This is a genomic window from Kitasatospora sp. NPDC051853, from assembly GCF_044452665.1.
GTDB lineage: Bacteria > Actinomycetota > Actinomycetes > Streptomycetales > Streptomycetaceae > Kitasatospora.
Genome location: NZ_JBITBY010000002.1, coordinates 691,635 through 713,656, shown reverse-complemented (window position 1 = coordinate 713,656; position 22,022 = coordinate 691,635). Strand labels below are relative to the sequence as shown.

The following is a 22,022-nucleotide window of genomic DNA, read 5'->3' as shown; positions in this document are numbered from 1 at the left end:
CGACGGTAACGAATAAAAGGACGCCGGATTGTGGGGTCCCTACAGCGGCGTCAATCCTGTTCGGCTGCCGAGCCGAGTCGGCCCAGGGCAAGCGCGATCCGCAGGGTGAAGGCCGATCGCACGTCCGACGGAGCATAGCCGGTGACGTCGGTCACACGACGGAGCCGGTAGCGCACGGTGTTCGGGTGGACGAAGAGCATCCGGGCGGCGCCCTCCAGCGAGGAGGCCTGCTCCAGGTAGACGCTCAGCGTCTCCAACAGCGCCGAACCGGCTTCGTCGAGCGGTGTGTAGATCTCCTCCACCAACTGGCGGCGGGCCGCCTGGTCCCCCGCGAGCGCCCGCTCGGGCAGCAGGTCGTCGGCCAGCACCGGGCGCGGGGCGTCCGGCCAGGCCGCGCAGGCCTTCAGGCCGGCCGCCGCGGCGTGCGCGGAACGGGTCGCCGAGAGCAGGTCGCCGACGGTCGGGCCGACCACCACCGGGCCCGGCGCGAACTGGCCGATCAACGCCCGGGCGGCGTGCACCGGCTCCTTGTCGCCACCGACCACCACCACCAGCCGCTTGCCCAACACGCCCGTCAGCACCTGGAGTTTGGCGTACCTGGCGGCCCGTCGGATCGCCTCCACCACCAACTCGCTGTCCCCGTCCGGGGCGGAGCCCATCACCACCCGCACCTGGCTCGGCTGACCCCAGCCGAGCGCGGCGGCCCGCGACAGCACGCCCTCGTCGGCGTCGCCGGAGAGCAGGGAGTTGACCACCAGCGCCTCCAGGCGGGCGTCCCAGGCGCCGCGCGCCTCGGCCGCCTGGGCGTAGACCTGCGCGGTGGCGAAGGCGATCTCCCGAGCGTAGACCAGCACCGACTCGCGCATCCCGGCCTCGTCGCCCGGGGCGGCCACCTCCTCGATCGCCTCCTCCATCACCTCGATGGTGGTGCGGATCAGCTCCACGGTCTGACGGAGCGTGATGGCCCTGGTCAGCTCGCGCGGGGCGGTGCCGAACACGTCCGTGGAGATCGCCTGCGGGGCGTCCGGATGCCGGTACCACTCGGTGAACGCGGCGATGCCGGCCTGGGCCACCAGGCCGATCCAGGACCGGTGCTCCGGCGGCATCCGCCGGTACCAGCCCAGTTGGTCGTCCATCCGCGCGATGGCGGCGGTGGCCAGCTTGCCGGAGGACTTCTCCAGCCGCTTGAGGGTCGCGGCCCGCAGCTCGGCCCGCTCGGTGGCGAGCCTGCGCTCCTGCGCGGTCAGCCGCCCGCCCCGGCGCGGTCTCGGCTGCTCGGGCTGCCCGGCCTGTTCGGTCGTGGGGGCTGACTTCTTGTCGGAATTCGCTGAAGCGGATGGCACAGGGACAAGACTGCCTCACCCACGGGGCGGCTCGTACCGCCCCCGCCGGATGGGAGCGGTGGTCCCGGTCACACCGGCTACCGTGGGCCGGGTGACCGACGCTCCCTCCTCACGTCCCCGGGCCGACCACCGCCGCGCGGCCGAGCGCTACGCCTCCGAGCCCGAGCCGGGGATCACCACCCGGCACGCCTTCTCCTTCTCCGGGCACTACGACCCGAAGAACACCTCCTTCGGCGCGCTGCTCGCCGTCAACGAGGAGTCGATCGCACCGGGCGCGGGCTACGCCGAGCACAAGCACCGCGACACCGAGATCGTCACCTGGGTCCTGGACGGCGCCCTCGCCCACCGCGACGGCCACGGCCACGCGGGCGTGGTCCGCCCCGGGACGGTCCAGGTGCAGAGCGCCGGCTCCGGCATCACCCACACCGAACGCAACGTCGGCGGTGCCGCCGAGCCCGTCCGCTTCGTCCAGATGTGGCTCCAGCCCGACACCTTCGACGCCACCCCCTCCTACGGCCTCGCCCGGGTGACCCCCTCCGCCACCGGGTTGACGCTGCTCGCCTCCGGCCTCCCGCGCGACGCCTCCGCCGGCGCCCCGCGGCTGCTCCGCTCCGACGCCGCGCTGTGGCTGGTCACCGCCGGGCCGTGGGAGCCGCTCCCCGAACTCCCCGAAGCCCCCTACCGCTACGCCCACCTGACGCGGGGTTCGCTCGGCTACCGCACCGTCCCCGGCCCCCAGGGCGGCGGCCGCACCATGGCCCCCGGCGACAGCGTCCGCGCCACCGGCACCGCCTTCGCCGACCCCACGGCGGGGGAGGACGGCGCGGAGTTGCTGCTCTGGGAGATGCACTCCCCGCTCCGCTACGGCTGACCGGGGGCGGCCTTGAGCGTGCGGCGGGTGGTGTGGACCGCGATCAGCGCCCCGACGGCGGCGGCTCCCGCGGCGGACAGCGCGGTCGCGGCCACCAGCGGATGCTCGAAGGCGCCCGCGTCGCGGAGCAGCTGACCGAGCACCAGGTACTCGCCCAGGACGGTCGCCAGGAAGGCCAGTGCCGGCCCGATGCGACCGTCCAGTGCGATCCTCCGCGGCAGTGCGCAGAGCACCCCGAGGGTGAGCAGGAAGACGGGCAGCAGGAAGACGGTGCCGGCCAGGGCCCCGAGGATCGGGTACGTCGGCCCGTAGACCAGGAACTCGAGCACCGCACCCCAGACGGCGCCGCTCGCCACTCCGGCGACGGTCATCAGCACCCCGAGCCGGAAGCGCCAGGGAGCGGGGAGTTCGTTCTCGTGCAGCATGATCGGACCGGTCATGGTCCGGTTCCTACGGCGCTTCCGGTCCGAGGGTCAAGTGGTTTCCGTTCCGGCCGGCTCCGGGCGCTCCCCCGATCGGGGGAGGTCGTCCACGGAGGAGGCCGGAATACTGGCGTCCATGATCAGGGGAATCGGGCCGCTGCTGCGCGGCTCCACGTACGCGGGTGCACTGCTGGCGGCGCTGGCCGCCGGGCTGAGCACCGTGCCGTTGATGTTCGCGTTGATACCGGGTCTGGCCTGGAAGTCGGGGCCGGAGGCCGTGCTCTGGGGGATGACCCTGGTGCTGTGGGCGGCGCTGGTCGCCGTTGGCGGGGTGGTGCCGGGGGTGCGGCGGCTGCTGGCCTCGGTGGCGCGGCGGGTGCTGGGGGCGGCAGTGCCGCCGCCGGTCAAGTCGGCTACCGGGGGCTGGCGTTGGCGCACTCCGCTGTGGCTGCTGCTGCTCGTGGCGCTGGGGTGGGGGGTGGTCCTGCTCGGCGGGCTGCTGCTGCTCATGGGGGTCGCGCTGCCCGGGGCCTGGCTCGGCGGCGAGGCCGAGATCGACCTCTACGGCTGGACGCCGCCGGTGAACGGCTGGTGGACCTGGCCGGCCGGGGTGCTCTGCCTGCTGCTGGCGGCCGTGCTCTGCGCGGTGGTGACGGGGGCCCTGCGCCGGTCCGCGCCACGGCTGTTGGGGCCCTCGGCGGCCGAGCGGCTGGCGGCCTCGGCCGAGCGGGAGCGGGAGCTGGCCGAACGCAACCGGCTGGCAACGGAGTTGCACGACTCGATCGGGCACACGCTGACCGCGGCCACCATCCAGGCGGCGGTGGCGGGCGAGGTGCTGGACGCCGACCCGGCGGCGGCACGGGCCGCGCTGCGCTCCATCGAGGAGTCGGCCCGGGCGGCGCTGGAGGACCTGGACCACGTGCTCGGCGTGCTGCGCGAGGAGGAGGCGGGCACCGCGCCCGTCCGGACCCTGGCCGACCTGCCGGAGCTGCTGGAGCGGCTGCGCCACGCGGGCGTCGAGGTGGTGCCGGAGCTGTCCGGGGACTTCGGGCAGCTGCCGGGCGCGCTCTCCCGGGCGGCGTACCGGATCGTCCAGGAGGGCCTGACCAACGCGCTGCGGCACGGTGCGGGCGGTCCGGTCGAGCTCCGGGTCGCGGTCGGGCCGGAGGGGCTGGCGCTCGGCGTGGTGAACCTGGTCGGCGGCGACCCGGCGGCCTTCCCGCCCTCCGGGCACGGGCTGCGCGGCCTGGCCGAGCGGGTCCGGTTGCTGCACGGCGAGCTGGAGGCGGGCCCCGACGGGCCGCGGCAGTGGCGGCTGACGGTCAGTCTGCCCGCGCGGGTGCCGGCGTGACCGAGCGGATCTCGCTGCTGATCGCGGACGACGACGAGGTGACCCGCGGCGGACTGCGCACGCTGCTCTCCGCGCAGCCGGGGCTGACGGTCACCGGCGAGGCGGCGGACGGCGTCGAGGCGGTCGAACGGGCGCGGGAGCTGCGGCCGGACGTGGTGCTGATGGACGTCCGGATGCCGCGCCGCAACGGGATCGAGGCGACCAGGGAGCTGCTCGCCGAGCCCGACCCGCCCAAGGTCGTGGTGATCACCACCTTCGAGAACGACGGCTACGTGACCGCCGCGCTCAGCGCCGGGGCGAGCGGCTTCGTGCTCAAGCGGCGGCCGGTCCGGGAGATCGCCGAGGCGGTCCGGGTGGCGGCGGCGGGGGAGGCGGTCCTGTTCCCCGCCGCCCTGCGCCGGATGGTCGCCCCGCGCCCGCTCACCTCGGCCGAGGCGCTGCCCCGGGCCGCCCTGACGGTCCGTGAGGAGGAGGTGCTCCGGGAGATGGCCACCGGCCTGTCCAACCCGGAGATCGCCGAGGCCCTCCGGGTCAGCCAGGAGACGGTGAAGACCCACGTCGGCAACGTGCTCACCAAGCTCGGCGCCCAGAACCGCACCCACGCCGTGGTGATCGCCTACGAGTCCGGCCTGGTCGTCCCGGGCCTGCCGGGGTGACGCACCGTCAGCAGGATTTCCGGGCTTCTTCCTCGAACTGCTCCCGGGGTACCGCACCGTCGTCGGTCAGCACCTGCCCGGGCTGCAGGGCGGTGAGCTCGGCCGCACCGAAGGTCACCCGGGAGCTCCACGCGTAGTCCTCCGGATCGGCGACCGAGAACCGGTAGGTCAGGCCGGGGCGGTACTCCAGGTGGCCCTGGGTGGTGACCGCCCAGTCGGCGGGCGGGGTGAACAGCGGGAAGTCGGCCGCGTGCCACTTGCCCTTGGCCTGCCAGCCGTCCCATGGTCCCTCCGGCCAGGCGTCCCCCCGGCCCACGCTCTGTTCGGTGGCCTCCAGGTAGGGGCCGAGGACCCGGCCGTCCTCGTCACAGGTGCGCACCAGCGCCTGCGGGACGCCCTGGCCGTCCAGGTACACCGCCACCAGGGGCAGCGGCAGCGGTTGGCACCCCGTCAGCAGGCCCAGGCCGCCGACGACGAGCAGCGCCGCCCGGGCCCGTCTCACGCGGCCTCGGCGAGCACTGCGTCGGAGAGCTGCGGCCAGACCTCCGCCGCCCACGGCCCGAAGTCGCGGTCGGTGAGGGCGACGCAGGCCAGGCCGGCCGTGGGGTCGACCCAGAGGAAGGTGCCGGACTGGCCGAAGTGGCCGAAGGTGGCGGGGGAGTTGGTGGTGCCGGTCCAGTGGGGGGACTTGTCGGAGCGGATCTCGAAGCCGAGGCCCCAGTCGTTGGGGCGGCGGTGGCCGAAGCCGGGGAGGACGCCGCTGAGGCCGGGGAAGGCCACCTCGCGGGTGGCGGCGGCCACGGTGGAGGGGTCGAGCAGGCGGGGGGCCTGGAGCTCGGCGGCGAAGAGGGCCAGGTCGGCGGCGGTGGAGAGGCCGCCGGCCCCGGCGGGGGTGCGGTGGGCGGTGTTGATCAGGGTGGAGGTCATGCCGAGCGGGGCGAAGACGGCCTCGGCGGCGTAGTCGGCGAAGGAGATGCCGGAGGCCTTGGCCAGGGTGTCGGCGAGGACGTCGAAGCCCGCGTTGGAGTAGAGGCGGCGGTCCCCGGGCGGGGCCATCACGCGGTGCTCGTCGAAGGCCAGCCCGGAGGTGTGGGCCAGCAGGTGGCGGACGGTGGAGCCCTCGGGGCCGGCCGGGTCGTCCAGTTCGAAGACGCCCTCCTCGACCGCGACCAGCGCCGCGTAGGCGGTCAGCGGCTTGGTCACCGAGGCCAGCGGGAAGAGGTGCTGCTGCGGCCCCGCCGCGCCGAGCACCGTCCCGTCGGCCCGCACCACCACGGCCGCCGCGTTCGGCACCGGCCAGTCCTCGATCATCCGCAAGCTCTCCATGCCCCCGACTCTAACGACTCGGCCGGACGCGCCAGGCGGCGGTGGTTGCCTAGAGTGCACTCCAAGTCAGTAGCTTCGTGAACGTCACTTCCACAGGGGGCACCGCGTGACGACGATCCAGACCGTCCTGAGGCACTGCGAGGCCCGCGACGTGCGCACCACCGAGGCCGATCCGACGCCCCGGCACAGCATCGGCGAGGTCGCCGGGGCCACCGGGCTGACCGCGCACACGCTGCGCTGGTACGAGCGGATCGGCCTGCTGGACCCGGTCGACCGCTCGCACTCCGGGCAGCGCCGGTACAGCGACGTGGACCTGCGCCGGCTGGACTTCCTCAACCGGCTGCGGCTGACCGGGATGCCGGTGGCCGACATGCTCCGCTACGTCGAGCTGCTCCGCGCGGGCGACCACACCCTGGTCGACCGGCGGGACCTGCTGGTGGAGCACCGCGAGGACATCCGGCGCCAACTCAGCGACCTGCACGCCACCTTGGCGGTACTGGACCACAAGATCGAGCTCTACACGGGCGCCCTCGACGACGAACAGACCAGGAGTCAGCAGTGCAGCAGCAGCACCTCCTCCCCACCGTCCCGCTCGGTCGCGGCGGCCGGCTGATCGGCACCCAGGGCCTCGGCTGCATGGGCATGTCCGAGTTCTACGGCCCGACCGACACCGCCGAGGCCCTGGCCACCCTGGACGCCGCGCTGGAGGCAGGCGTCACCCTCTTCGACACCGCCGACATCTACGGCTCGGGCGCCAACGAGGAGTTGATCGGTCCCTTCGTCCGGGCCAACCGCGACCGTGTGGTGCTGGCCACCAAGTTCGCCATCGAGCGCCGCGCCGAGGACCCGCGCTACCGGGCGGTGCGCAACGACCCGGAGTACATCCGCTCCGCCGTGGACGCCTCGCTCAAGCGCCTGGGCGTGGACGAGATCGACCTCTACTACATGCACCGCCGCGACCCCGCCGTGCCGCTGGCCGAGTCGGTCGGCGCCATGGCGGAGCTCGTCCGGGCTGGCAAGGTACGGGAGTTGGGCCTGTCCGAGGTGACCGGGGCGGAGCTGCGCGAGGCCCACGCGGTGCACCCGATCGCCGCGCTGCAGTCCGAGTGGTCGGTGTTCTCCCGTGACGTGGAGCGCACCGCCGTCCCGGCCGCCGCCGAACTGGGCGTCACCTTCGTGCCGTACTCGCCGCTCGGCCGCGGCTTCCTGACCGGCTCCTTCACAGCGGCCGAGACGCTCAGCGAGGACGACTACCGGCGCCACCACCCGCAGTTCAGCGGCCCCAACGCGGCGGCCAACGCGGCGCTGGTGGAGCCGATCCGCGCGATCGCCGCCGAGCGGGGCCTGACCCCGGCCCAGGTCGCGCTGGCCTGGGTGCACCAGCGGGCGGCGGTGCACGGTCTGACCGTGGTGCCGATCCCGGGCACCCGCAAGCGCACCCGGCTGGCCGAGAACACCGCGGCCGCCACGGTGGAGCTGACCGGGGCGGAGCTCGCCCTGCTGGAGCCGGTCGCGGAGAAGGTCACCGGGGACCGCTACGCCGACATGAGCTCCACCTCGGCCGCCCGCGAGTGACCGCCGGGCCGGTCACCCCGAGGACTCACTGACCACCCGTCAGGAAACGCCGGCTCACGAAATCCTCAGGTTCGCCCTGGGAAGCTCGGCCGCGTCGAGGCGGGCGCCTCCCCGGCATCCCCCCTGCCCGGGAAGAGCGCCGCCTCGGCCTCCCGGGCACCCGCCCGGGTCACGGTTAGGGTGACCGGCATGCGCGTACTGGTGGTCGAGGACGACGAGGACCTGCGGTTCGCGGTGGCCGCGGCCCTGCGCGGCGGCGGCCTGGCCGTCGACGAGGTCGCGGACCTGCCCGAGGCCGACCAGGCGCTCTTCGTCACCGCGTACGACTGCGTGGTGTTCGACCGGATGCTGCCCGCCGGGGACTCGGCGGAGTACGTGCACCGGATGCGGGAGGACGGCCGGACCACGCCCGTCCTCTTCCTCACCGCCCGCGACACCGTCGCCGACCGGGTCGAGGGCTTCGCCACCGGCGGCGACGACTACCTGGTCAAGCCCTTCGCCGTCCCCGAACTGGTGGCCCGGGTGCGGAACCTGTGCCGCCGCACCGCCGTCCCCCGCCCGCCGGTGGTGCGGATCGGCGGGCTGGAGATCGACACCGCCCGCCGCACCGTGCACCGCGACGGTGTGCTGCTCTCCCTGACCACCAAGGAGTTCGCCGTCCTGGAGACCCTGGCGGCCCGGCCCGCGCAGGCGGTGCGGCGCACCGAGCTGATCGAGCGCTGCTGGGACGAGCTGACCGAGCCCAACTCCAACGTGGTGGAGGTCCTGGTCTCCCAACTGCGCCGCAAGCTCGGCGACCCGCCGCTGATCCACACCGTGCGCGGCGTCGGGTACCGGCTGGAGCAGGAGGGGTGAGGCGCGGGAGCGCCGCCGCCCTGACCCCGGCCGGCCGGATCCACCGGCTGCGCCGCCGCACCGCCCTGCTGTTCGCCCTGGTCAGTGCGCTCGGGCTGGCCGGCATGGCGGTCGTCGCGGTCCGGGCGGCCGACTCCTCCTGGCGGGCCCAGGTCGACGCCGACCTCACCCTGCGGGTCAACGAGGTCTACGCCGACCTGCGGTACGTCGAGGAGGGGGTGTTCGCCTACCCGGACCCGCAGGAGGGCGCCTACGACTGCCCGCCGGTGACCCTGTTCACCGGCAGCGGCGGCGAGGTGACCGCGCTGGCCGACGCGCAGCGGCCCTGTCTGGTGGTCCCCGCCGAGGCGCTGCGGGCGGTGGCGGCCGAGGCCGGCCGCTCGGGGGAGCAGGTCCGCAGCACCGTCACCGCGCCGAACGGGCACCGACTCCGGCTCTGCGCGCTGCCGTTCGTCGGCCCGGAGGAGGAGAACACCGACGGCGTGCTGGTCGCCGCCGTCGACGTCTCCGGCTACCTGGACGACCACAACCGCCTGGTCCTGCTGCTCGCCTCCGCCTGCGCGGTCCTGGTGACCGTGTCGGCAGTGGCCGGGAGCCGGCTGGCCGGGCGGGCCGTCCGGCCGGCGCTGACCGCGATCGAGCAGCAGGAGGCGTTCTTCGCGGACGCCGCCCACGACCTGCGCACCCCGGTGGCCTCGGTGCGGCTGCTCGCCGAGACCGGCCTGCGCGGCGAGGCCGACGGCACCGAGGTGATGCGTCGGACGCTGCGTCAGGCCACCAGGATGGGCGAGTTGGTCGACGCCCTGCTCACCCGGGCCCGGCTGACCAGCGGCGCCGTCCCGCTCGACCGGGAGCCGCTGCGGCTCGACCAGCTCGTCGACGCGGTGGTCGCCGACACCCCGTCGGAGGGGCACCGGGTCACCGTCCGCTCCGTGCCGGTGGTGGTGCCGGGCGACGCCGGACTGCTGCGCCGGGCCGTCGCCAACCTGCTGGGCAACGCGCTGCTGCACGGCCACCCGCCGGGCCGGCCGGCCGAGGTGGAGGTCACCGTCGGCGCGGACGGCACGGTGGCCGTCGACGACGCGGGGCCGGGCGTCCCGCCCGAGCGGGCCCGGTCGCTGTTCGACCGCTTCCACAGCGGCGCCGGGTCGAGCGGGCTCGGGCTGTCGATCGCCGCCTGGGTGGCCCACGCCCACGGCGGCTCGCTCACCGTGGTGCCCAGCGCCCGGGGCGGCGCCCGCTTCGTCCTGCGGCTCCCGGTGCTCCCGGCGCGCAAGCAGCCCTGACCGGGCGTCACCCCGCGGGGGCGCCCTCAGCAAAACCTCAGGCCGCCTCGGCCAGGCTTCCGTGACGTCCCCGGACCGCGCGACCGATCGGAAAGACCCGTGCACGGAACCGTCCCCCACCCGTACCGCCCGGTGGCGGCCCGCCGCCGCACCGCCGTCCGTCTCGGCGCCGTGGCCCTGGCCGTGGCCGCGACGGCCGCCGCCGGGCTGGCCGGCTGCGACCGGACCGCGCCGGGCGGGCCCCTGGTGGTGCGCAAGGCCGCCGCCGAACCGGCCGAGCGGCCGGAGCTGCGGGCCTTCTACGGCCAGAAGCCCGACTGGACCGCCTGCGGGGAGCTGCAGTGCGCCACCCTCACCGTTCCGATGGACTACGCCCACCCGGGGAACGGGAAGACCTTCACCCTGCCGCTGGCCCGGGCCGCCGCCACCGACCCGGGGCGGCGCACCGGTTCGCTGGTCCTCGACCCGGGCGGCCCCGGCGGCTCCGGCGTCCAGCTGATGAGGTCGGGCGGCGTGGACTCCTTCGGCAAGGCGGCCAGGGCGCACTTCGACGTGGTCGGCTTCGACCCGCGCGGGGTGGCCGGCAGCAGGCCGGCCGTGGACTGCGGTGCCCCGGAGGGGGAGTCCGGCCAGGCGGAGGCGCCCGCCGTCCCCCTCCACCCGCGCACCGACGCCGAGCGCCGGGCCGCGCTCGCCGACGCCGAGCGCGCCACCGCCGCCTGCGTCTCCCGCAGCGGTGAACTCCTGCCCCACGTCGGCACCTCGGACGCGGCCCGCGACATGGACGTGCTCCGCGCGGCGCTCGGCGACGAGAAGCTGACCTACCTCGGCTGGTCCTACGGCACCTACCTGGGCACCGTGTACGCCGAGCAGTTCCCGCGGCGGGTCCGTGCCATGGTCCTGGACGGCGCCGTCGACCCCGCTCTCGACTGGCGGCAGCGCATCCTGAGCCAGGGCCGGGGCTTCAAGAAGGCGGTCGACGACTACGCCGAGAACTGCGCCCGGATCGTCGGGGACGCCTGCCCCGCGGCCACCCCGGACGGCATCCGCCGCACCGTCGAGGAGACGTACGCGAAGGCGGCCGGCCGGGGGCTGCGGATCGAGGGCAGCACCGAGCGGCTCGACGAGTCCGCCGTGCTCGGCGCCGTCACGGCGGCGATGTACACGCCGGAGGCCCAGTGGAAGGACCTCTCCGAGGGGCTCGCCGCGGCGCGGCGGGGCGACGGCACCAAGCTCGCCGGGCTCGCGGGGAACGCCCCGCCGGCGGACGGGGACCCGGGTGCCTCCGGGGGCGGGGAGCAGAGGCCCCGGGACAACTCGGCGGACGTCCTGACCGCCGTCGACTGCCTCGACACGCCGCACCCCGCCGACCCGCAGGCGTACTGGGGCCTGCTCGACGAGGCCTACCGGGACTCCGGCACCTACGGCACCTCCACCGTGCTCGCCTCGCTCACCTGCCGGAACTGGCCCGCCGGTCCGCTGAAGCCGCACCGGGTGACGGCCGAGGGCCTGCCGCCGGTCCTGGTGGTGGGCACCACCGGCGACGCCGCGACCCCCTACGAGCAGGCGCACGGCCTGGCGGGCCAGCTGCCCGGCGGCATGCTGCTCACCTACCGCGGCCTCGGCCACACCGCCTACGGGCGCAGCAACCAGTGCGTCACCGACGCGGTGGACGCCTACCTGGTCGAGCTGCGGCCGGTCGCCGCCGGGACGACCTGCTGACCGGCGGCGCAACCGGCCGCTGTCGGTCACCGGGGCTACGCTGAAAGCCCAGTGACCGTCCGTCAGATCCCGAGGAACCGATGCGCACCCTGATCAGCACCGCCTTCGTCTCGCTCGACGGCGTCGTCGAGGCCCCCGGTGGTGAGCCCGGCTACCGCAACTCCGGCTGGACCTTCAAGGACGTCGAGTTCCTGCCCGAGGCCTACGAGATCAAGGGTCGCGAGCAGGAGGAGTCCGCCGCCCTGCTCCTCGGCCGGGTGAGCTACCAGGCGTTCAGCCCGGTCTGGCCCGGCATGGCGGAGTTCGCCGGCTACAAGGCGATGCCCAAGTACGTGGTCTCCACCACGCTCGGCGAGGGCGACCTGGTCGACACCTGGGGCGAGACCACCATCCTGCGCTCGCTGGACGAGGTGGCCGCGCTGAAGGAGACCGAGGGCGGCCCGATCATCGTGCACGGCAGCGCCTCGCTCGGCCGGGCGCTCTCCGACGCGGGCCTGATCGACCGTTACCACCTGCTGGTCTTCCCGCTGCTGCTCGGCGCCGGGAAGCGGCTGTTCAGCGAGACCGACAAGGACGTGCAGAAGCTCAGGCTGGTGGAGTACGCGGCGTACGGGAACGGCATCCAGAAGCAGGTCTTCGACGTCGTCCGCTGAGACCGGTGCCGAGCGGCCCCGTCCCCCCACGGACGGGGCCGTTCGGCGGTTCCGGAAGGGTCCTACGGGCCGCCCACGAAGGCGACCGGCAGCGGCGCGAAGCCGTTGAACCCCTGGGTGGTGTAGCTGGTGGCGTAGGCGCCGCAGGAGTGGATCCAGACCGGGTCGCCGGAGGCCAGCCCGGCCGGGACGGAGACCAGGCCGTCCCGGTGCGCGTAGGCGTCGTCGCTGTCGCAGGTCGGGCCGGCCACCACGGCGGGCAGGTGCGGGCCCCCGGGGTGGCCGGGGAACTCCAGGCGGTACTGCAGCTGGTCCATCTCGTAGAGTCCGTTGAACTTGCCGCAGCTCAGGTAGAGCCAGGCCTGCCGCTCCCCGTCGAGCTGCTGACGGACCGACAGCCGGGCCACCTGCGCCCGGATCGCGCCGTGGTCGGCCACCAGGTGGCGGCCGGGCTCCAGCCGGAAGCCGAGCGGGGCGGAGGCGGCCTCGGTGAGCTGCTGCATGCCCTCCCGGACCACCGTGAACATCTTGTCCATCGGCGGGTCCAGCGGCTCGCCCCGGCGGTCCAGGTAGCCGAGCGCGGGCAGGCCGCCGCCGAGGTTCACGTGGTCCGGGTGGATGCCCCGGCGGCCGAGCGCGCGCAGCACGTCGGCCAGCGCGTCGAAGGCGTCCCGCCAGGCCTCGGCGGTCATCTGCTGCGAGCCCACGTGCACCGAGAGCCCGGCCGGGACCAGCCCGGAGGCCCGGGCCACCGCCATCACCTCGACGGCGTCCGCGGGGGAGCAGCCGAACTTCTGGCTGAGCCCCCAGAGCGCCCCCGCCCCGTCGGTGGCCAGCCGGCAGAACACCCGGGCGCCGGGCGCGTGCCGGGCGATCGCGGTCACGTCGGCCAGGCTGTCGGTGGCGAAGTCGCGCACGCCCAGCGCGTACGCCTCGGTGATGCTGCGGTCGGACTTCACGGTGTTGCCGAAGTGCACCCGCTCCACCGGCACCCCGGTGCGCAGCGCCTGGACGATCTCGCCCGGGCCGGCCGCGTCGAAGCCCGCCCCGCGGGCGGCCAGGGTGGCCAGCACCTCGTCCACCGGGCAGGCCTTGAGCGCGAACCGGACGTCCGTGCCCGGCAGTTCGCGCTGGAGCGCGTCGTACTGGCCGGCGATCCCGGCCAGGTCGTAGAGGAGTACGTCCTGCTCGGCGGCGGCCAGTGCGGCCAGCAGCACCGGGCTCGGCCGGGCCGTCTGATGATTCGTCATGTGCCTTCCCCCAAGGCCGGGATCGTTCACGGCACCTGGCCCTTGAATCCCAAAATGGACTAGACCAACTTGCGGTGTCAACCTCCGCCCGGGCCGATGGGCCGCTACCCGGAGGTAGTGCCCGAACAGGCAACTCTCCCTGCCCGTGCGGCAGCTGTTGCGGGGGGGTGGTCGCTGCCCGGGACGGCGTCGTCTGCTTCGATCGGGGGATGCACAGTCCGCGAACGGTCCTCCCGCTGGCCCTGGCCGGCCTGCTCGCGCTGGCCGCCTGCGGTTCGCGCCCGGCCACCCCGCCCGGCGGCCCCGCACAGCCGCCGGCCGACGGCTCCGAGTGCGCGGTCGCCGCCCCCGCGAGCGGGCGGGCCGTCCCGAGCCCCACGGCCTCCGCCCGGGACGGGGTGCGGATCACCGCCGCCGACGCCGGCTGCGTGGAGTTCGAGGTCACCAACCCCGAGGCCGAGGCGTACGTCTACACCGTCACCCTCGACCTGGGCCTCCCGGGGCCCGGCCACACCGTGCGCACCCTGCCGTACGTCGCGGGCGGGCGGACGGTGCACGACGCCGTGCGGCTGAACGCCGGCCCGACCGCGGTGGCGCCCCTGGCCGGGGGCAGGGCCGGGACGCCGAAGGTGGTCCTGGTGCGCAGCGTCCCGGTCACCGAGGCCCCGCCCGCCCCCGGGGTCTGCCCGCCCTCGGGGCTGCGGCTGACGGCCGATCAGGGCAGTGCCGCGATGGGCCTGCGGGCGGTCGGCCTGCTGCTGGAGAACTGCGGGGCGGCGCCGCTGCGCCTGAACGGCTTCCCGTCGGCCCAGCCGCTCGGCCTCGACCACCGCCCGGTCGACGGCGTCGCGGTGCTGCGCGGCGGCTCCGCCATCGCCACCGGCACCGGGGCCGAGGACACCGCCCGGGAGTTCGAGCTCCGCCCCGGCGGGTCCGCCCGCTCCGTGATCACCTGGCGCAACACCACCGGGCTGGACGGCGCCCCGGTCCTGGCCCCCTACCTCCGGGTCCGCGCCACCTCCGACGCGGCCCCCGTCACGGTCACCCCGGAGCTGGACCTCGGCACCACCGGCCGGCTGGGCGTCGGGGCCTGGGTGCCCGCACGCTGACGTTCCGTCAGGACTTCGCGGCCGGGCCGGGCACGGCCCGGCAGGCGAACGCCACCTGGATCGCGAGGAGAAGGAGGGCGGTGCCGCCGCCGAGCGCGAAGGTCGGGACGAGCACCAGGTTCGACAGCACGATCAGGGCGGCCCGGGCGGCCGCCTTCCGGCGGCCCGTCGCGCGGTGCGCCCACGGGGCGACCATCAGCAGGGCCACCACCATCGGGACGCCGAGTGCCAGCATCCACAGTGCCGTCAGGCCGAGGAAGTCGGCGCCGCCGTACCGGAGCCCGGGGACGTGGCCCGCGAGCACGATCAGGTAGACCGCCGCCGAGGGCGCCAGCCAGTACGTGACGTACCGGCGTGCCGTCCGTCCGGCCCAGCGCAGGCCGGCCCGGCCGTGCAGGGCCCACTGCTGGGCGCCCATCGCGAACGGCAGGACCAGCAGCGGGAGCAGGCCGAAGACCACCATCCCGGCGTCGCCCAGCGGCAGTTCCCGCTCGATCTCGAAGAGCGCCAGGTAGCTGACGGGCAGCAGTACCAGCAGGGCGACGGTGAACGCCCGTACGGTCTGGTCGCACTGCCTGCGGTACACGTGCACGACGCCTCCCCGGAGTCACTGCTGAACGCGTTCAAAAGTAGCGCGCGGCAGTGCCCGGCGGCAAGACGGACCATGACGGGGCGTCAGGCCATGGCGGGGCGTCAGACCGCGTCCAGGTGCCACCACTGCGACGGGTCGTCCCGGTCCTCCCACTGGCGGGCGGTGCCGTCGGGGCCGATCTCCAGGGAGCGGCCGCTGATCAGCGCGACCAGGTTGAAGGTGTCGGGGGCGTCCACGTGCCGCTCCAGCAGCCAGTCCTGGGCGCCGAAGCCGTTCGGCGTCCAGAGCTGGACCGGGACGCCGTCCTCGGTGCGGGCCCCGGCCACGTCCAGCCGCCGCCCGCTGCCCTCGCTGGTGAGGTGGTACAGCCCGCCGCCCGGGTGCACGGCGGAGATCCGCCAGAGCTGGCCGGGGGAGCCGTCCGGCTCGGCCGTGCACAATCCGGCGCCGCTGCGCCGCCGTTCGTCGGCCACCGTCAGCAGCCGGCCGTCCGCCGCGCTGCGCAGGTGGTGGAGGCCTTCCCGGATCACCGTCATGGCCCCACCGTACGGTGGGGGTCCGTCAGTGGCGGTGGCCGACGGGGCGTCAGTCGACGGGGCGTCAGCCGCCGTCGCGGCGGGCGGCGGTGCGGACGTCGTCGTAGTGGCCGAGGCCGAGCTCGGCGAAGTTGCGCAGGCTGGCCGTCTCGGGGGAGAGGTAGCCGTTGTGCCCCGAGGCCCCGGCGGAGGAGATCACCACGGAGCCGAAGGCGGCCGAGGTCGGGTCGGCGCCGTGGCCGAGACCGCCGACCTCCAGGTAGGGCACGTTGCCGATCCAGTCGCTGGGGTTGCGGGTGGCCCAGACCCGGACGCCGGTGCCGAGCGCCGAGGCGTCCGGCACCCCCATGCCGGGGCTGCCGAAGACCACCACGTCGGTCCCGTTGTGGATGGCCGGTGCGGCCGTGCCGCAGACCACCGAACCGTAGGAGTGGCAGAACAGCGTGGGCGGCGCGTCCGTGCGGCCGGTCACCGCGAGTCCGTCCAGCAACCGCTCCAGCCGCGGCGCGGCGGCCTCGGCCAGCCGGGAGGTGACGGCGTCCGGGCCGAGGCCGACCGGGGTGACGTACCCCGTCCAGGCGATCACCGCCGTGCGGGTGCCGGAGGCGCGCCGCTTCTCCTCCTCGTACAGCGCCCGGGCCATCCCGGCCGGGGAGCGCAGCGGCTCCGCCGCCTGGTCGAAGTGGCCGAGGTCGGCCTCCGAGCCGGGCACCAGCACCGAGACCCGCTGGGCGCTCGCCAGGTCCCCGTACACCTCGCTGACCAGGCCGCGGCCGCGCGGGTCGAAGGCCAGGATCTGCCGGCCCCGCTCCAGCAGGTGGTCGCTGTCGTTGGCCCGGGCCTGGGCCAGCGCGCGGGCGGCGTGGGTCAGCTTGGGGTCGGCGGCCTGGGTCCGGGCGCGGTCGCGCTCGGCCGCGACGGCCAGCCGGTTGGCCCGGTAGCGCAGCTCGGGCGGGACGCCGTCCAGGTTCCCGACCACCAGCGGGTACCCGGTGACCAGCCGGTCGACGTCCCCCTCGGTGAGCGAGGCGAAGAACGCGGCCACGTCGCGCGGGGCGGCCGTCGCCGGATCCGGCAGCACCCGGCCCAGCGAACGGTCCGCCACCCACTGGGCGCTGCCGGCCGGAGGCGTGGTGATGGCGATCTGCTCGCTGCCCGCCGCCGCCTGGGCGGCCGCCGCGCCGGTGTCCGCGAGCACCGCGACGGTGGCGAACAGGCCCATGGCGGCACGCTTCATCCGGCGCCTGCGCTGCACCTCACGGGGGGTGCGTTCACGCGGGGTGCGCTGCGGCAACTGGTCACCATCCTCGGGCTCGTGGTGGTACCACCGCCGGCTCTTCGTCAGCCAGCGTAGGTGCTCCGACCGGGCACCGTGCCCGGCCAAACTGTGTGATGGCTCACAGGGTTCCTCCGGTTCCCCCACACGCGTCGAACTCCCTGACCAGCCGTTTCGGCGCCACGCTCCGCCAGGCCTCCGCCAGCAGCTCCCGCAGCTCCCCGCCGTCCACCCCGGCCAGCCGCACCAGCACCCACCCGTGCCGCCCCACGTACGGCGCCGGGGAGAACACCTCCGGCTCCGCCGCCAACAGCTCCGCCTGGTCCTCCTTCGACGCCTTCACCGTCACCTCCCCCGACCCCGGCGTCCCCATCGCGAAGATCTTCTCCCCGACCCGGAGCGTCACCGTGGTCTCCCACGTCACCCGCTCGCCCGCCTCCGGCAAGGCCAGCCCCATCTCCAGGAACTGATCGAACGTCACCATCCGGCCAGCCTATGGCGTCCGTCCGACGCCCGGCGGCGTGTCGGTGCCGACGGGGCGTCAGAGGGCGCCGAGGGCGTGGACGGCGAACAGGGTGGCGGCGGCGGTGAGGGCGGCCTTCCAAGGGCGGGGGAGGCGCCAGGGGGCGTCGAAGCGGCGGGCGTACGTGGCGATGGCGGCGAGGACCAGGGCGAAGACGGGGAGCCAGGCGAGGCGGGCGAGGACCCAGGCGAGGGAGTCGGGGGCGGTGGTGAGGCCGGGGACGGAGGCGTCCAGGGCGGAGGCGAGGGCGCCGACGGAGAACATCGCGCTCTGGTGCCAGCAGAAGATCGTCATCGCCGAGAGGTTGACCACCACGACCGGCAGCCAGAGCAGCGGCCGCCGCAGGGCCCGCCCGATCCGCTCGCGCAGCAGCATCGCCGCGCCGCACTGCGCCGAGGCCAGCGCCAGCACCAGCAGGGACGGCGGGTGCGAGTTGGTACGGGCCGCGCCGGGGACGCCGACCATGCTGGCCGGGTAGTGGAAGACGGTGAGCAGGACGGTGAAGAGGGCGGCGCCGCCCAGCGCGAGCAGCCACGCGCCCGCCCGCCGGATGCGCCCCTGCGCCCAGGAGACGCCGAGCTGGTAGCCGAACAGCCAGCCGGGCAGCAGGTTCACCAGCGAGAGCCAGGACGGCACCGACTCCGCCCACGGCCCGTACCGCAGCAGGTCCACCACGGCCACGGCGGCCAGCAGCGGGGCGGCGGCCCAGCCGCCGAGCCGGCGGCCGAGCCGCAGGCAGAGCGGGGTGAGCGCGGTGAGCGCCAGGTAGATGCCGATGTACCAGAGCGGCTGCACCACCAGCACGGTGCCGGTCCGCACCGTGCCCTGCGGCACCCCGAGCGCGCCGAGCAGCGGCACCAGCAGCGCCCAGACCGCCGCCACCCCGAGCACCGGCCGCAGCAGCCGCACCGCCCGCTGCCGGAACCAGTCCACGGTCGAGGCCCCGCGCTCCTGGGCCCGCGCCAGCGACTTCGCCGAGGAGTAGCCGCCGACCAGGAAGAAGACGCCGAGCATCTGCAGCACCCAGCTGAGCGGGGCGAAGAAGCCGAGCGTGGAGAGCGGGCTCTCGTTGTGCAGCACGCCGTCCGGCGTGGTGGTGAAGCCGCCGAGCATCCAGTGGCCGAGCGGGACGGCGAGCAGCGCGAGGGCGCGCAGCCCGTCCAGGGCGCGGTCGCGGGTGGCGGGGGTCCTGGCGTCCACCGAGGCGGCGGAGCTCCGGAGTCGGGCGAGGGCGTTCACGGGGGAGGTCCCTTCGGGGAGGTTCAGCGGGTGACGGCGGCCGAGCAGGCCGGGCTGTCGGCGGCGCAGTCGACGCGGGCGTCCTCGCCCAGCGCGATGGCGGTGGTGTTGGCGAGCGAGGCGGTGCCGGGCACCAGGTAGCCGCTGTGGCCGTGCGAGCCGGTGGAGCTCACCAGCCGCGCGCCGTAAGAGGGTTGGTCCGGGTCGGCGCCGTGGCCCAGGCCGAACAGCGAGACGTTCGGGACCCTGTCGATCCAGTCCTCGGCGTTGCGCTTGACCACCCAGAGCGGCACCCGCAGCGCGTCCGCCCCGGAGACGTCCATCCCCGGCGAGCCGAGCGCGACCACGCCGCGCACCTGCTCGGGCTTCGGGTCGGCGAGCCCGCAGACCGCGGTGCCGTAGCTGTGGCAGACCAAGGTGACCGGCCCGGTCACCGGCGTCAGCCCGTCCAGGAAGGCCGACAGCCGCGCCGCGCCGGCCTCCGCCAGGCGCGAACCCGCCGCGTCCAGGCCGACCTTGACGGGGGTGGTGTAGCCGGTCCAGGCAACCACCGCGAGGCGCTCGCCGGAGGCGGCGCGCAGGGCCTCGGCCGCGCCGCCCGGGGTGCCGTAGTGCGCGGAGGCCCGGTCACCGCTCATCAGGTCGATGTCGGAGCCCGGCACCACCACGACGGTGCGCCCGGCCCGGTCCAACTCGCCGAACACCTCGGCGTACTGGCCCCGCCCGCGCGGGTCGAAGGCCAGGATCTGCCGCCCGCCCAGCTCCGCGTACCGCGCGGCCCGGGCGGCGGCCGCCTTCCGGTCCCGCTCCGGCAGGGCCGGGTCGGCGGCCCGGGCCAGCTCGCGCTGCCGCTCCTCCTGCAGCGCCAGGGAGTTGGCGAGGTAGCGCAGCCGGTACGGGGCGCCGTCCAGGTTCCCCACCACCAGCGGGTGGCGCACCGCCAGCGCCCGCTGCTGCGCCGGGGGGAGCCCGTCGAAGAACCCCGCCACCTCGGCGGCCGAGGCGCGGCCCGGCTCCGGCAGCCGCACCCCGAGGGTGGTGTCGGCCACCCACGCGGCCGCCCCGGGCGGCGGCCCGGTGACCGCCCGCTGCCCGTCCGCCGCCGCCCAGCCGCCGGCCCCGCCGACCGCCAGCACCGTCAGCAGCCCCGCGGCCAGTGCCCGCCGGAATCGCGCCTTCATCTCGCTCCGCCTCTCCTCGTCCCGCTCTCGACGGAGAGGAAGGTAGGAAGCGGACGCCTGACGGGACGTCACCCCGCAGCGCCAATCCCGCGGTCATACCGGGGTACTACGGGAGCCAGGGGTGAGCACGGGCCCGGGTACGACGGAGCCCGCCCCGGACGCCGTCCGGAGCGGGCTCCACCTCGTGTACTGCGCGAATCGGACTCCGCGGGGCGCCCCCCGACGTCCTACTGACCCGGCGTCACCAGGCCCGACTCGTACGCCAGCACCACCGCCTGGGCACGGTCGCGCAGGTCCAGCTTGGCCAGGATGCGGCCGATGTGGGTCTTCACGGTCTGCTCGGCCACCACCAGCCGCTCGGCGATCTCCTGGTTGGACAGGCCCCGGGCGATCAGCTCCAGCACCTCGGTCTCGCGCGGGGTCAGCCCGTTCAGCTGGAGCCTGCGGTCCCGGCGCGGGGCGGGCCTGTTCCGCGCGAAGTCCTCGATCAGACGGCGCGTCACCGAGGGCGCCAGCAGCGCCTCCCCGGCCGCCACCACCCGGACGGCGGCGATCAGGTCGGCCGGCGGGGCGTCCTTGAGCAGGAAGCCCGAGGCCCCGGCGCGCAGCGCCTCGTAGACGTAGTCGTCCACGTCGAAGGTGGTCAGCATCAGCACCTTCGGGCGGTGGACGACGCCCGGCGGCGGGTCCAGCAGCCGCCGGGCCGCCTCCAGCCCGTCCATCTCGGGCATCCGGACGTCCATCAGCACCACGTCCGGATGGGTGCGCCCGCTGACCTCCAGGGCCTGCTTCCCGTCGGCGGCGTCGCCGACCACGTCGATGTCGCTCTGCGCGTTCAGCAGTGCGGCGAAGCCGGCCCGGACCATCGCCTGGTCGTCGACGATGATTACGCGGACGGTCATCGGGGGCTCTCTCCAACGGTGGTGACGGGCAGTTCGGCGGTGACCCGGAAGCCGCCCTCGGCGGTCGGACCGGTCTCCAGCCTGCCCGACAGTAGCCGGACCCGCTCACGCATCCCCACCAGCCCGTGCCCGGTGCCCTCCCCGGCCTCCACCCCCGGCGTCCCGCCGGGCCCGTTCACCACCGTCACCCGCAGCGTCCCGCCGCTCGCCGCGACGGCCACCTCCGCCACCGCGCCGGGCGCGTGCCGCACCACGTTGGCCAGCGCCTCCTGCACGATCCGGTACGCCGACAGGCTGACGCCCTGCGGGAGTTCGCCCACCTCCTCGGTGCGCAGCGAGGCCCGCACCCCGGCCTGACGGACCGTCTCCACCAGCCGGTCGAGCTGCTCCACCCCCGGCTGCGGCGCCCGGTCCGGCGCGCTGCCGTCACTGCGCAGCACCCCGAGCAGGCGCCGCATCTCCGCCAGCGAACCGCGGGCCGCCGCCGCGATGGTCCCGAACTCCTCCACCGCCTCCGGCGGGAGCCCGCTCAGCCGGTACGGCGCGGAGTCCGCCTGCACCGTGATCACCGACATGTGGTGGGCCACCACGTCGTGCAACTCCCGTGCGATCCGGGCCCGTTCCTCCAACAGGGTGGAGCGCTCGCGCTCCGCCTCGCTGATCCGCTCCTGCTCCGCGAGCTTGCGCTGCGCCTCGCCCCGGCCCCGGACCGTCCAGCCCAGCAGCAGCACCGCACCCGAGACCGCCACCGTGATGGTCGCGGTCTGCCCGGCCCTCGGCTGGTGCAGGTCGCTCGCCACCACACTGGCCGCCAGCGTCACCAACCACACCGCCAGCAGCGTCCGCCCGCGCTCGCGCAGCGCCAACGCCGCCATCAGGAACACGTACCCGAGCAGCGTCGGCACCGGCCACGGCCACGGCCCGGCGCTCTTCGGCGTCCACGCCGTCGCCAACGCCCCGAGCACCACCCCGGCCGACATCACCCACCACGCCGCCAACGGTCTGGTCACCGCGACGATCAACGGCACCGACTGCGCCACCGCCAACGCCCCGGCCACCGCCACCGGCAGCCCGTAGTCGTTGGCCAGCACCACCGTGCCGGTCGACAGCAGCGTGACCGTCGCCGCCAGCGCCAGCAGGTAGGGCAGCGCCCGCACCCACGCGCGCTGCGCCCCCGCCAGCAGCGGCACATGACCCTCGGCAGGGGTCAGCAACGCCCGCCCGAGATCACCGAGCTGATCGCCGGCCCACTGGGCGGCCTCGTTCACCGGAGAAGGAACCTGGATCTTCACCCCAGCCAGCCTAGGCGCCGCACCCCGCGGACACGGTCGTACCCAGGTCCGGTCTTCGGCGT

General features: G+C 75.2%; 23 protein-coding genes. 10 read left to right on the top strand and 13 right to left on the bottom strand.

Annotation, left to right across the window (positions count from 1 at the left end; genetic code table 11):
• Window positions 1-50: 50 nt before the first annotated feature.
• A complete protein-coding gene (locus ACIA8O_RS07915) occupies window positions 51-1,247 on the bottom strand; it encodes a helix-turn-helix domain-containing protein (RefSeq protein WP_345287785.1) in 1,197 nt (398 codons plus the stop codon).
• 187 nt (window positions 1,248-1,434) lie between these two features.
• Here ACIA8O_RS07915 and ACIA8O_RS07910 point away from each other — a divergent pair, with 187 nt between their 5' ends.
• Window positions 1,435-2,214 carry a pirin family protein gene (locus ACIA8O_RS07910; protein WP_396292698.1) on the top strand — a complete coding sequence of 260 codons (780 nt, stop codon included), beginning with the start codon at window positions 1,435-1,437 and terminating at the stop codon, window positions 2,212-2,214.
• On the opposite strand, the gene ACIA8O_RS07905 is transcribed toward ACIA8O_RS07910, so the two are convergent.
• On the bottom strand, window positions 2,205-2,654 hold the full coding sequence (locus ACIA8O_RS07905; RefSeq protein ID WP_396292697.1) for a hypothetical protein: 450 nt from the start codon (window positions 2,652-2,654) through the stop codon (window positions 2,205-2,207). The two genes, ACIA8O_RS07910 and ACIA8O_RS07905, sit on opposite strands and share 10 nt — an antisense overlap.
• A 118-nt stretch (window positions 2,655-2,772) precedes the next feature.
• Between ACIA8O_RS07905 and ACIA8O_RS07900 the strand changes: the two genes are divergently transcribed.
• The gene (locus ACIA8O_RS07900) at window positions 2,773-3,987 is read left to right on the top strand and encodes a sensor histidine kinase (RefSeq protein ID WP_396292696.1); all 1,215 of its coding nucleotides are present in this window, start codon (window positions 2,773-2,775) and stop codon (window positions 3,985-3,987) included.
• Window positions 3,984-4,643 (top strand): response regulator, encoded by a 660-nt coding sequence (locus ACIA8O_RS07895; protein ID WP_396292695.1) that lies wholly within the window; start codon window positions 3,984-3,986, stop codon window positions 4,641-4,643. Before ACIA8O_RS07900 ends, ACIA8O_RS07895 begins: the two co-directional genes overlap by 4 nt.
• A gap of 7 nt (window positions 4,644-4,650) precedes the next feature.
• Here ACIA8O_RS07895 and ACIA8O_RS07890 read toward each other — a convergent pair whose 3' ends face one another.
• The gene (locus ACIA8O_RS07890; RefSeq protein WP_396292694.1) at window positions 4,651-5,145 is read right to left on the bottom strand and encodes a hypothetical protein; all 495 of its coding nucleotides are present in this window, start codon (window positions 5,143-5,145) and stop codon (window positions 4,651-4,653) included.
• The gene (locus ACIA8O_RS07885; RefSeq protein WP_396292693.1) at window positions 5,142-5,969 is read right to left on the bottom strand and encodes a serine hydrolase domain-containing protein; all 828 of its coding nucleotides are present in this window, start codon (window positions 5,967-5,969) and stop codon (window positions 5,142-5,144) included. Before ACIA8O_RS07885 ends, ACIA8O_RS07890 begins: the two co-directional genes overlap by 4 nt.
• Before the next feature lie 106 nt (window positions 5,970-6,075).
• On the opposite strand from ACIA8O_RS07885, the gene ACIA8O_RS07880 reads away from it, so the two are divergent.
• From ACIA8O_RS07880 to ACIA8O_RS07855, 6 genes are all read left to right on the top strand, one after another.
• Entirely contained in the window at window positions 6,076-6,582 is a 507-nt protein-coding gene (locus tag ACIA8O_RS07880; protein WP_396292692.1) for a MerR family transcriptional regulator, read from the top strand.
• Window positions 6,528-7,544: an aldo/keto reductase gene (locus ACIA8O_RS07875; protein WP_396292690.1), complete on the top strand. Its 1,017-nt coding sequence runs from the start codon at window positions 6,528-6,530 to the stop codon at window positions 7,542-7,544. The genes ACIA8O_RS07880 and ACIA8O_RS07875 overlap by 55 nt, the downstream gene beginning before the upstream one ends.
• Before the next feature lie 189 nt (window positions 7,545-7,733).
• Entirely contained in the window at window positions 7,734-8,399 is a 666-nt protein-coding gene (locus tag ACIA8O_RS07870; protein WP_396292689.1) for a response regulator transcription factor, read from the top strand.
• A complete protein-coding gene (locus ACIA8O_RS07865; RefSeq protein ID WP_396292687.1) occupies window positions 8,396-9,685 on the top strand; it encodes a sensor histidine kinase in 1,290 nt (429 codons plus the stop codon). Before ACIA8O_RS07870 ends, ACIA8O_RS07865 begins: the two co-directional genes overlap by 4 nt.
• 99 nt (window positions 9,686-9,784) lie before the next feature.
• A complete protein-coding gene (locus ACIA8O_RS07860; protein ID WP_396292686.1) occupies window positions 9,785-11,407 on the top strand; it encodes an alpha/beta hydrolase in 1,623 nt (540 codons plus the stop codon).
• 80 nt (window positions 11,408-11,487) lie between these two features.
• Window positions 11,488-12,060 carry a dihydrofolate reductase family protein gene (locus ACIA8O_RS07855; RefSeq protein ID WP_396292685.1) on the top strand — a complete coding sequence of 191 codons (573 nt, stop codon included), beginning with the start codon at window positions 11,488-11,490 and terminating at the stop codon, window positions 12,058-12,060.
• Between the two features lie 62 nt (window positions 12,061-12,122).
• On the opposite strand, the gene ACIA8O_RS07850 is transcribed toward ACIA8O_RS07855, so the two are convergent.
• A complete protein-coding gene (locus ACIA8O_RS07850; protein ID WP_396292684.1) occupies window positions 12,123-13,310 on the bottom strand; it encodes a type III PLP-dependent enzyme in 1,188 nt (395 codons plus the stop codon).
• 209 nt (window positions 13,311-13,519) lie between these two features.
• On the opposite strand from ACIA8O_RS07850, the gene ACIA8O_RS07845 reads away from it, so the two are divergent.
• The gene (locus ACIA8O_RS07845) at window positions 13,520-14,419 is read left to right on the top strand and encodes a DUF4232 domain-containing protein (RefSeq protein ID WP_396292683.1); all 900 of its coding nucleotides are present in this window, start codon (window positions 13,520-13,522) and stop codon (window positions 14,417-14,419) included.
• A gap of 7 nt (window positions 14,420-14,426) precedes the next feature.
• Here ACIA8O_RS07845 and ACIA8O_RS07840 read toward each other — a convergent pair whose 3' ends face one another.
• The 8 genes from ACIA8O_RS07840 to ACIA8O_RS07805 all read right to left on the bottom strand — a co-directional run bounded on the left by ACIA8O_RS07840 (window position 14,427) and on the right by ACIA8O_RS07805 (window position 21,960).
• Window positions 14,427-15,011: a hypothetical protein gene (locus tag ACIA8O_RS07840; RefSeq protein ID WP_396292682.1), complete on the bottom strand. Its 585-nt coding sequence runs from the start codon at window positions 15,009-15,011 to the stop codon at window positions 14,427-14,429.
• A gap of 101 nt (window positions 15,012-15,112) precedes the next feature.
• Window positions 15,113-15,547: an RICIN domain-containing protein gene (locus ACIA8O_RS07835; protein WP_396292681.1), complete on the bottom strand. Its 435-nt coding sequence runs from the start codon at window positions 15,545-15,547 to the stop codon at window positions 15,113-15,115.
• Window positions 15,548-15,611: 64 nt separating this feature from the next.
• Window positions 15,612-16,784 carry an alpha/beta hydrolase gene (locus ACIA8O_RS07830; RefSeq protein ID WP_396292680.1) on the bottom strand — a complete coding sequence of 391 codons (1,173 nt, stop codon included), beginning with the start codon at window positions 16,782-16,784 and terminating at the stop codon, window positions 15,612-15,614.
• Window positions 16,785-16,944: 160 nt separating this feature from the next.
• Window positions 16,945-17,307: an MmcQ/YjbR family DNA-binding protein gene (locus ACIA8O_RS07825; RefSeq protein ID WP_396292679.1), complete on the bottom strand. Its 363-nt coding sequence runs from the start codon at window positions 17,305-17,307 to the stop codon at window positions 16,945-16,947.
• 57 nt (window positions 17,308-17,364) lie between these two features.
• A complete protein-coding gene (locus tag ACIA8O_RS07820; protein ID WP_396292678.1) occupies window positions 17,365-18,585 on the bottom strand; it encodes an acyltransferase in 1,221 nt (406 codons plus the stop codon).
• 23 nt (window positions 18,586-18,608) lie between these two features.
• Window positions 18,609-19,766: an alpha/beta hydrolase gene (locus tag ACIA8O_RS07815; protein WP_396292676.1), complete on the bottom strand. Its 1,158-nt coding sequence runs from the start codon at window positions 19,764-19,766 to the stop codon at window positions 18,609-18,611.
• Between the two features lie 227 nt (window positions 19,767-19,993).
• The gene (locus tag ACIA8O_RS07810) at window positions 19,994-20,668 is read right to left on the bottom strand and encodes a response regulator (protein ID WP_396292675.1); all 675 of its coding nucleotides are present in this window, start codon (window positions 20,666-20,668) and stop codon (window positions 19,994-19,996) included.
• Window positions 20,665-21,960 (bottom strand): sensor histidine kinase, encoded by a 1,296-nt coding sequence (locus ACIA8O_RS07805; RefSeq protein WP_396292674.1) that lies wholly within the window; start codon window positions 21,958-21,960, stop codon window positions 20,665-20,667. Before ACIA8O_RS07805 ends, ACIA8O_RS07810 begins: the two co-directional genes overlap by 4 nt.
• Window positions 21,961-22,022 lie beyond the last annotated feature (62 nt).

Excerpts from the sequence above, each read along its gene's own strand:
- ACIA8O_RS07850 (WP_396292684.1), bottom strand. The coding sequence starts at position 13,310 with ATGACGAATCATCAGACGGCCCGGCCGAGCCCGGTGCTGCTGGCCGCA.
- ACIA8O_RS07870 (WP_396292689.1), top strand. The coding sequence starts at position 7,734 with ATGCGCGTACTGGTGGTCGAGGACGACGAGGACCTGCGGTTCGCGGTG.
- ACIA8O_RS07885 (WP_396292693.1), bottom strand. The coding sequence starts at position 5,969 with ATGGAGAGCTTGCGGATGATCGAGGACTGGCCGGTGCCGAACGCGGCG.
- ACIA8O_RS07845 (WP_396292683.1), top strand. The coding sequence starts at position 13,520 with ATGCACAGTCCGCGAACGGTCCTCCCGCTGGCCCTGGCCGGCCTGCTC.
- ACIA8O_RS07900 (WP_396292696.1), top strand. The coding sequence starts at position 2,773 with ATGATCAGGGGAATCGGGCCGCTGCTGCGCGGCTCCACGTACGCGGGT.
- ACIA8O_RS07815 (WP_396292676.1), bottom strand. The coding sequence starts at position 19,766 with ATGAAGGCGCGATTCCGGCGGGCACTGGCCGCGGGGCTGCTGACGGTG.
- ACIA8O_RS07835 (WP_396292681.1), bottom strand. The coding sequence starts at position 15,547 with ATGACGGTGATCCGGGAAGGCCTCCACCACCTGCGCAGCGCGGCGGAC.
- ACIA8O_RS07855 (WP_396292685.1), top strand. The coding sequence starts at position 11,488 with ATGCGCACCCTGATCAGCACCGCCTTCGTCTCGCTCGACGGCGTCGTC.
- ACIA8O_RS07905 (WP_396292697.1), bottom strand. The coding sequence starts at position 2,654 with ATGACCGGTCCGATCATGCTGCACGAGAACGAACTCCCCGCTCCCTGG.
- ACIA8O_RS07825 (WP_396292679.1), bottom strand. The coding sequence starts at position 17,307 with ATGGTGACGTTCGATCAGTTCCTGGAGATGGGGCTGGCCTTGCCGGAG.
- ACIA8O_RS07810 (WP_396292675.1), bottom strand. The coding sequence starts at position 20,668 with ATGACCGTCCGCGTAATCATCGTCGACGACCAGGCGATGGTCCGGGCC.
- ACIA8O_RS07830 (WP_396292680.1), bottom strand. The coding sequence starts at position 16,784 with ATGAAGCGTGCCGCCATGGGCCTGTTCGCCACCGTCGCGGTGCTCGCG.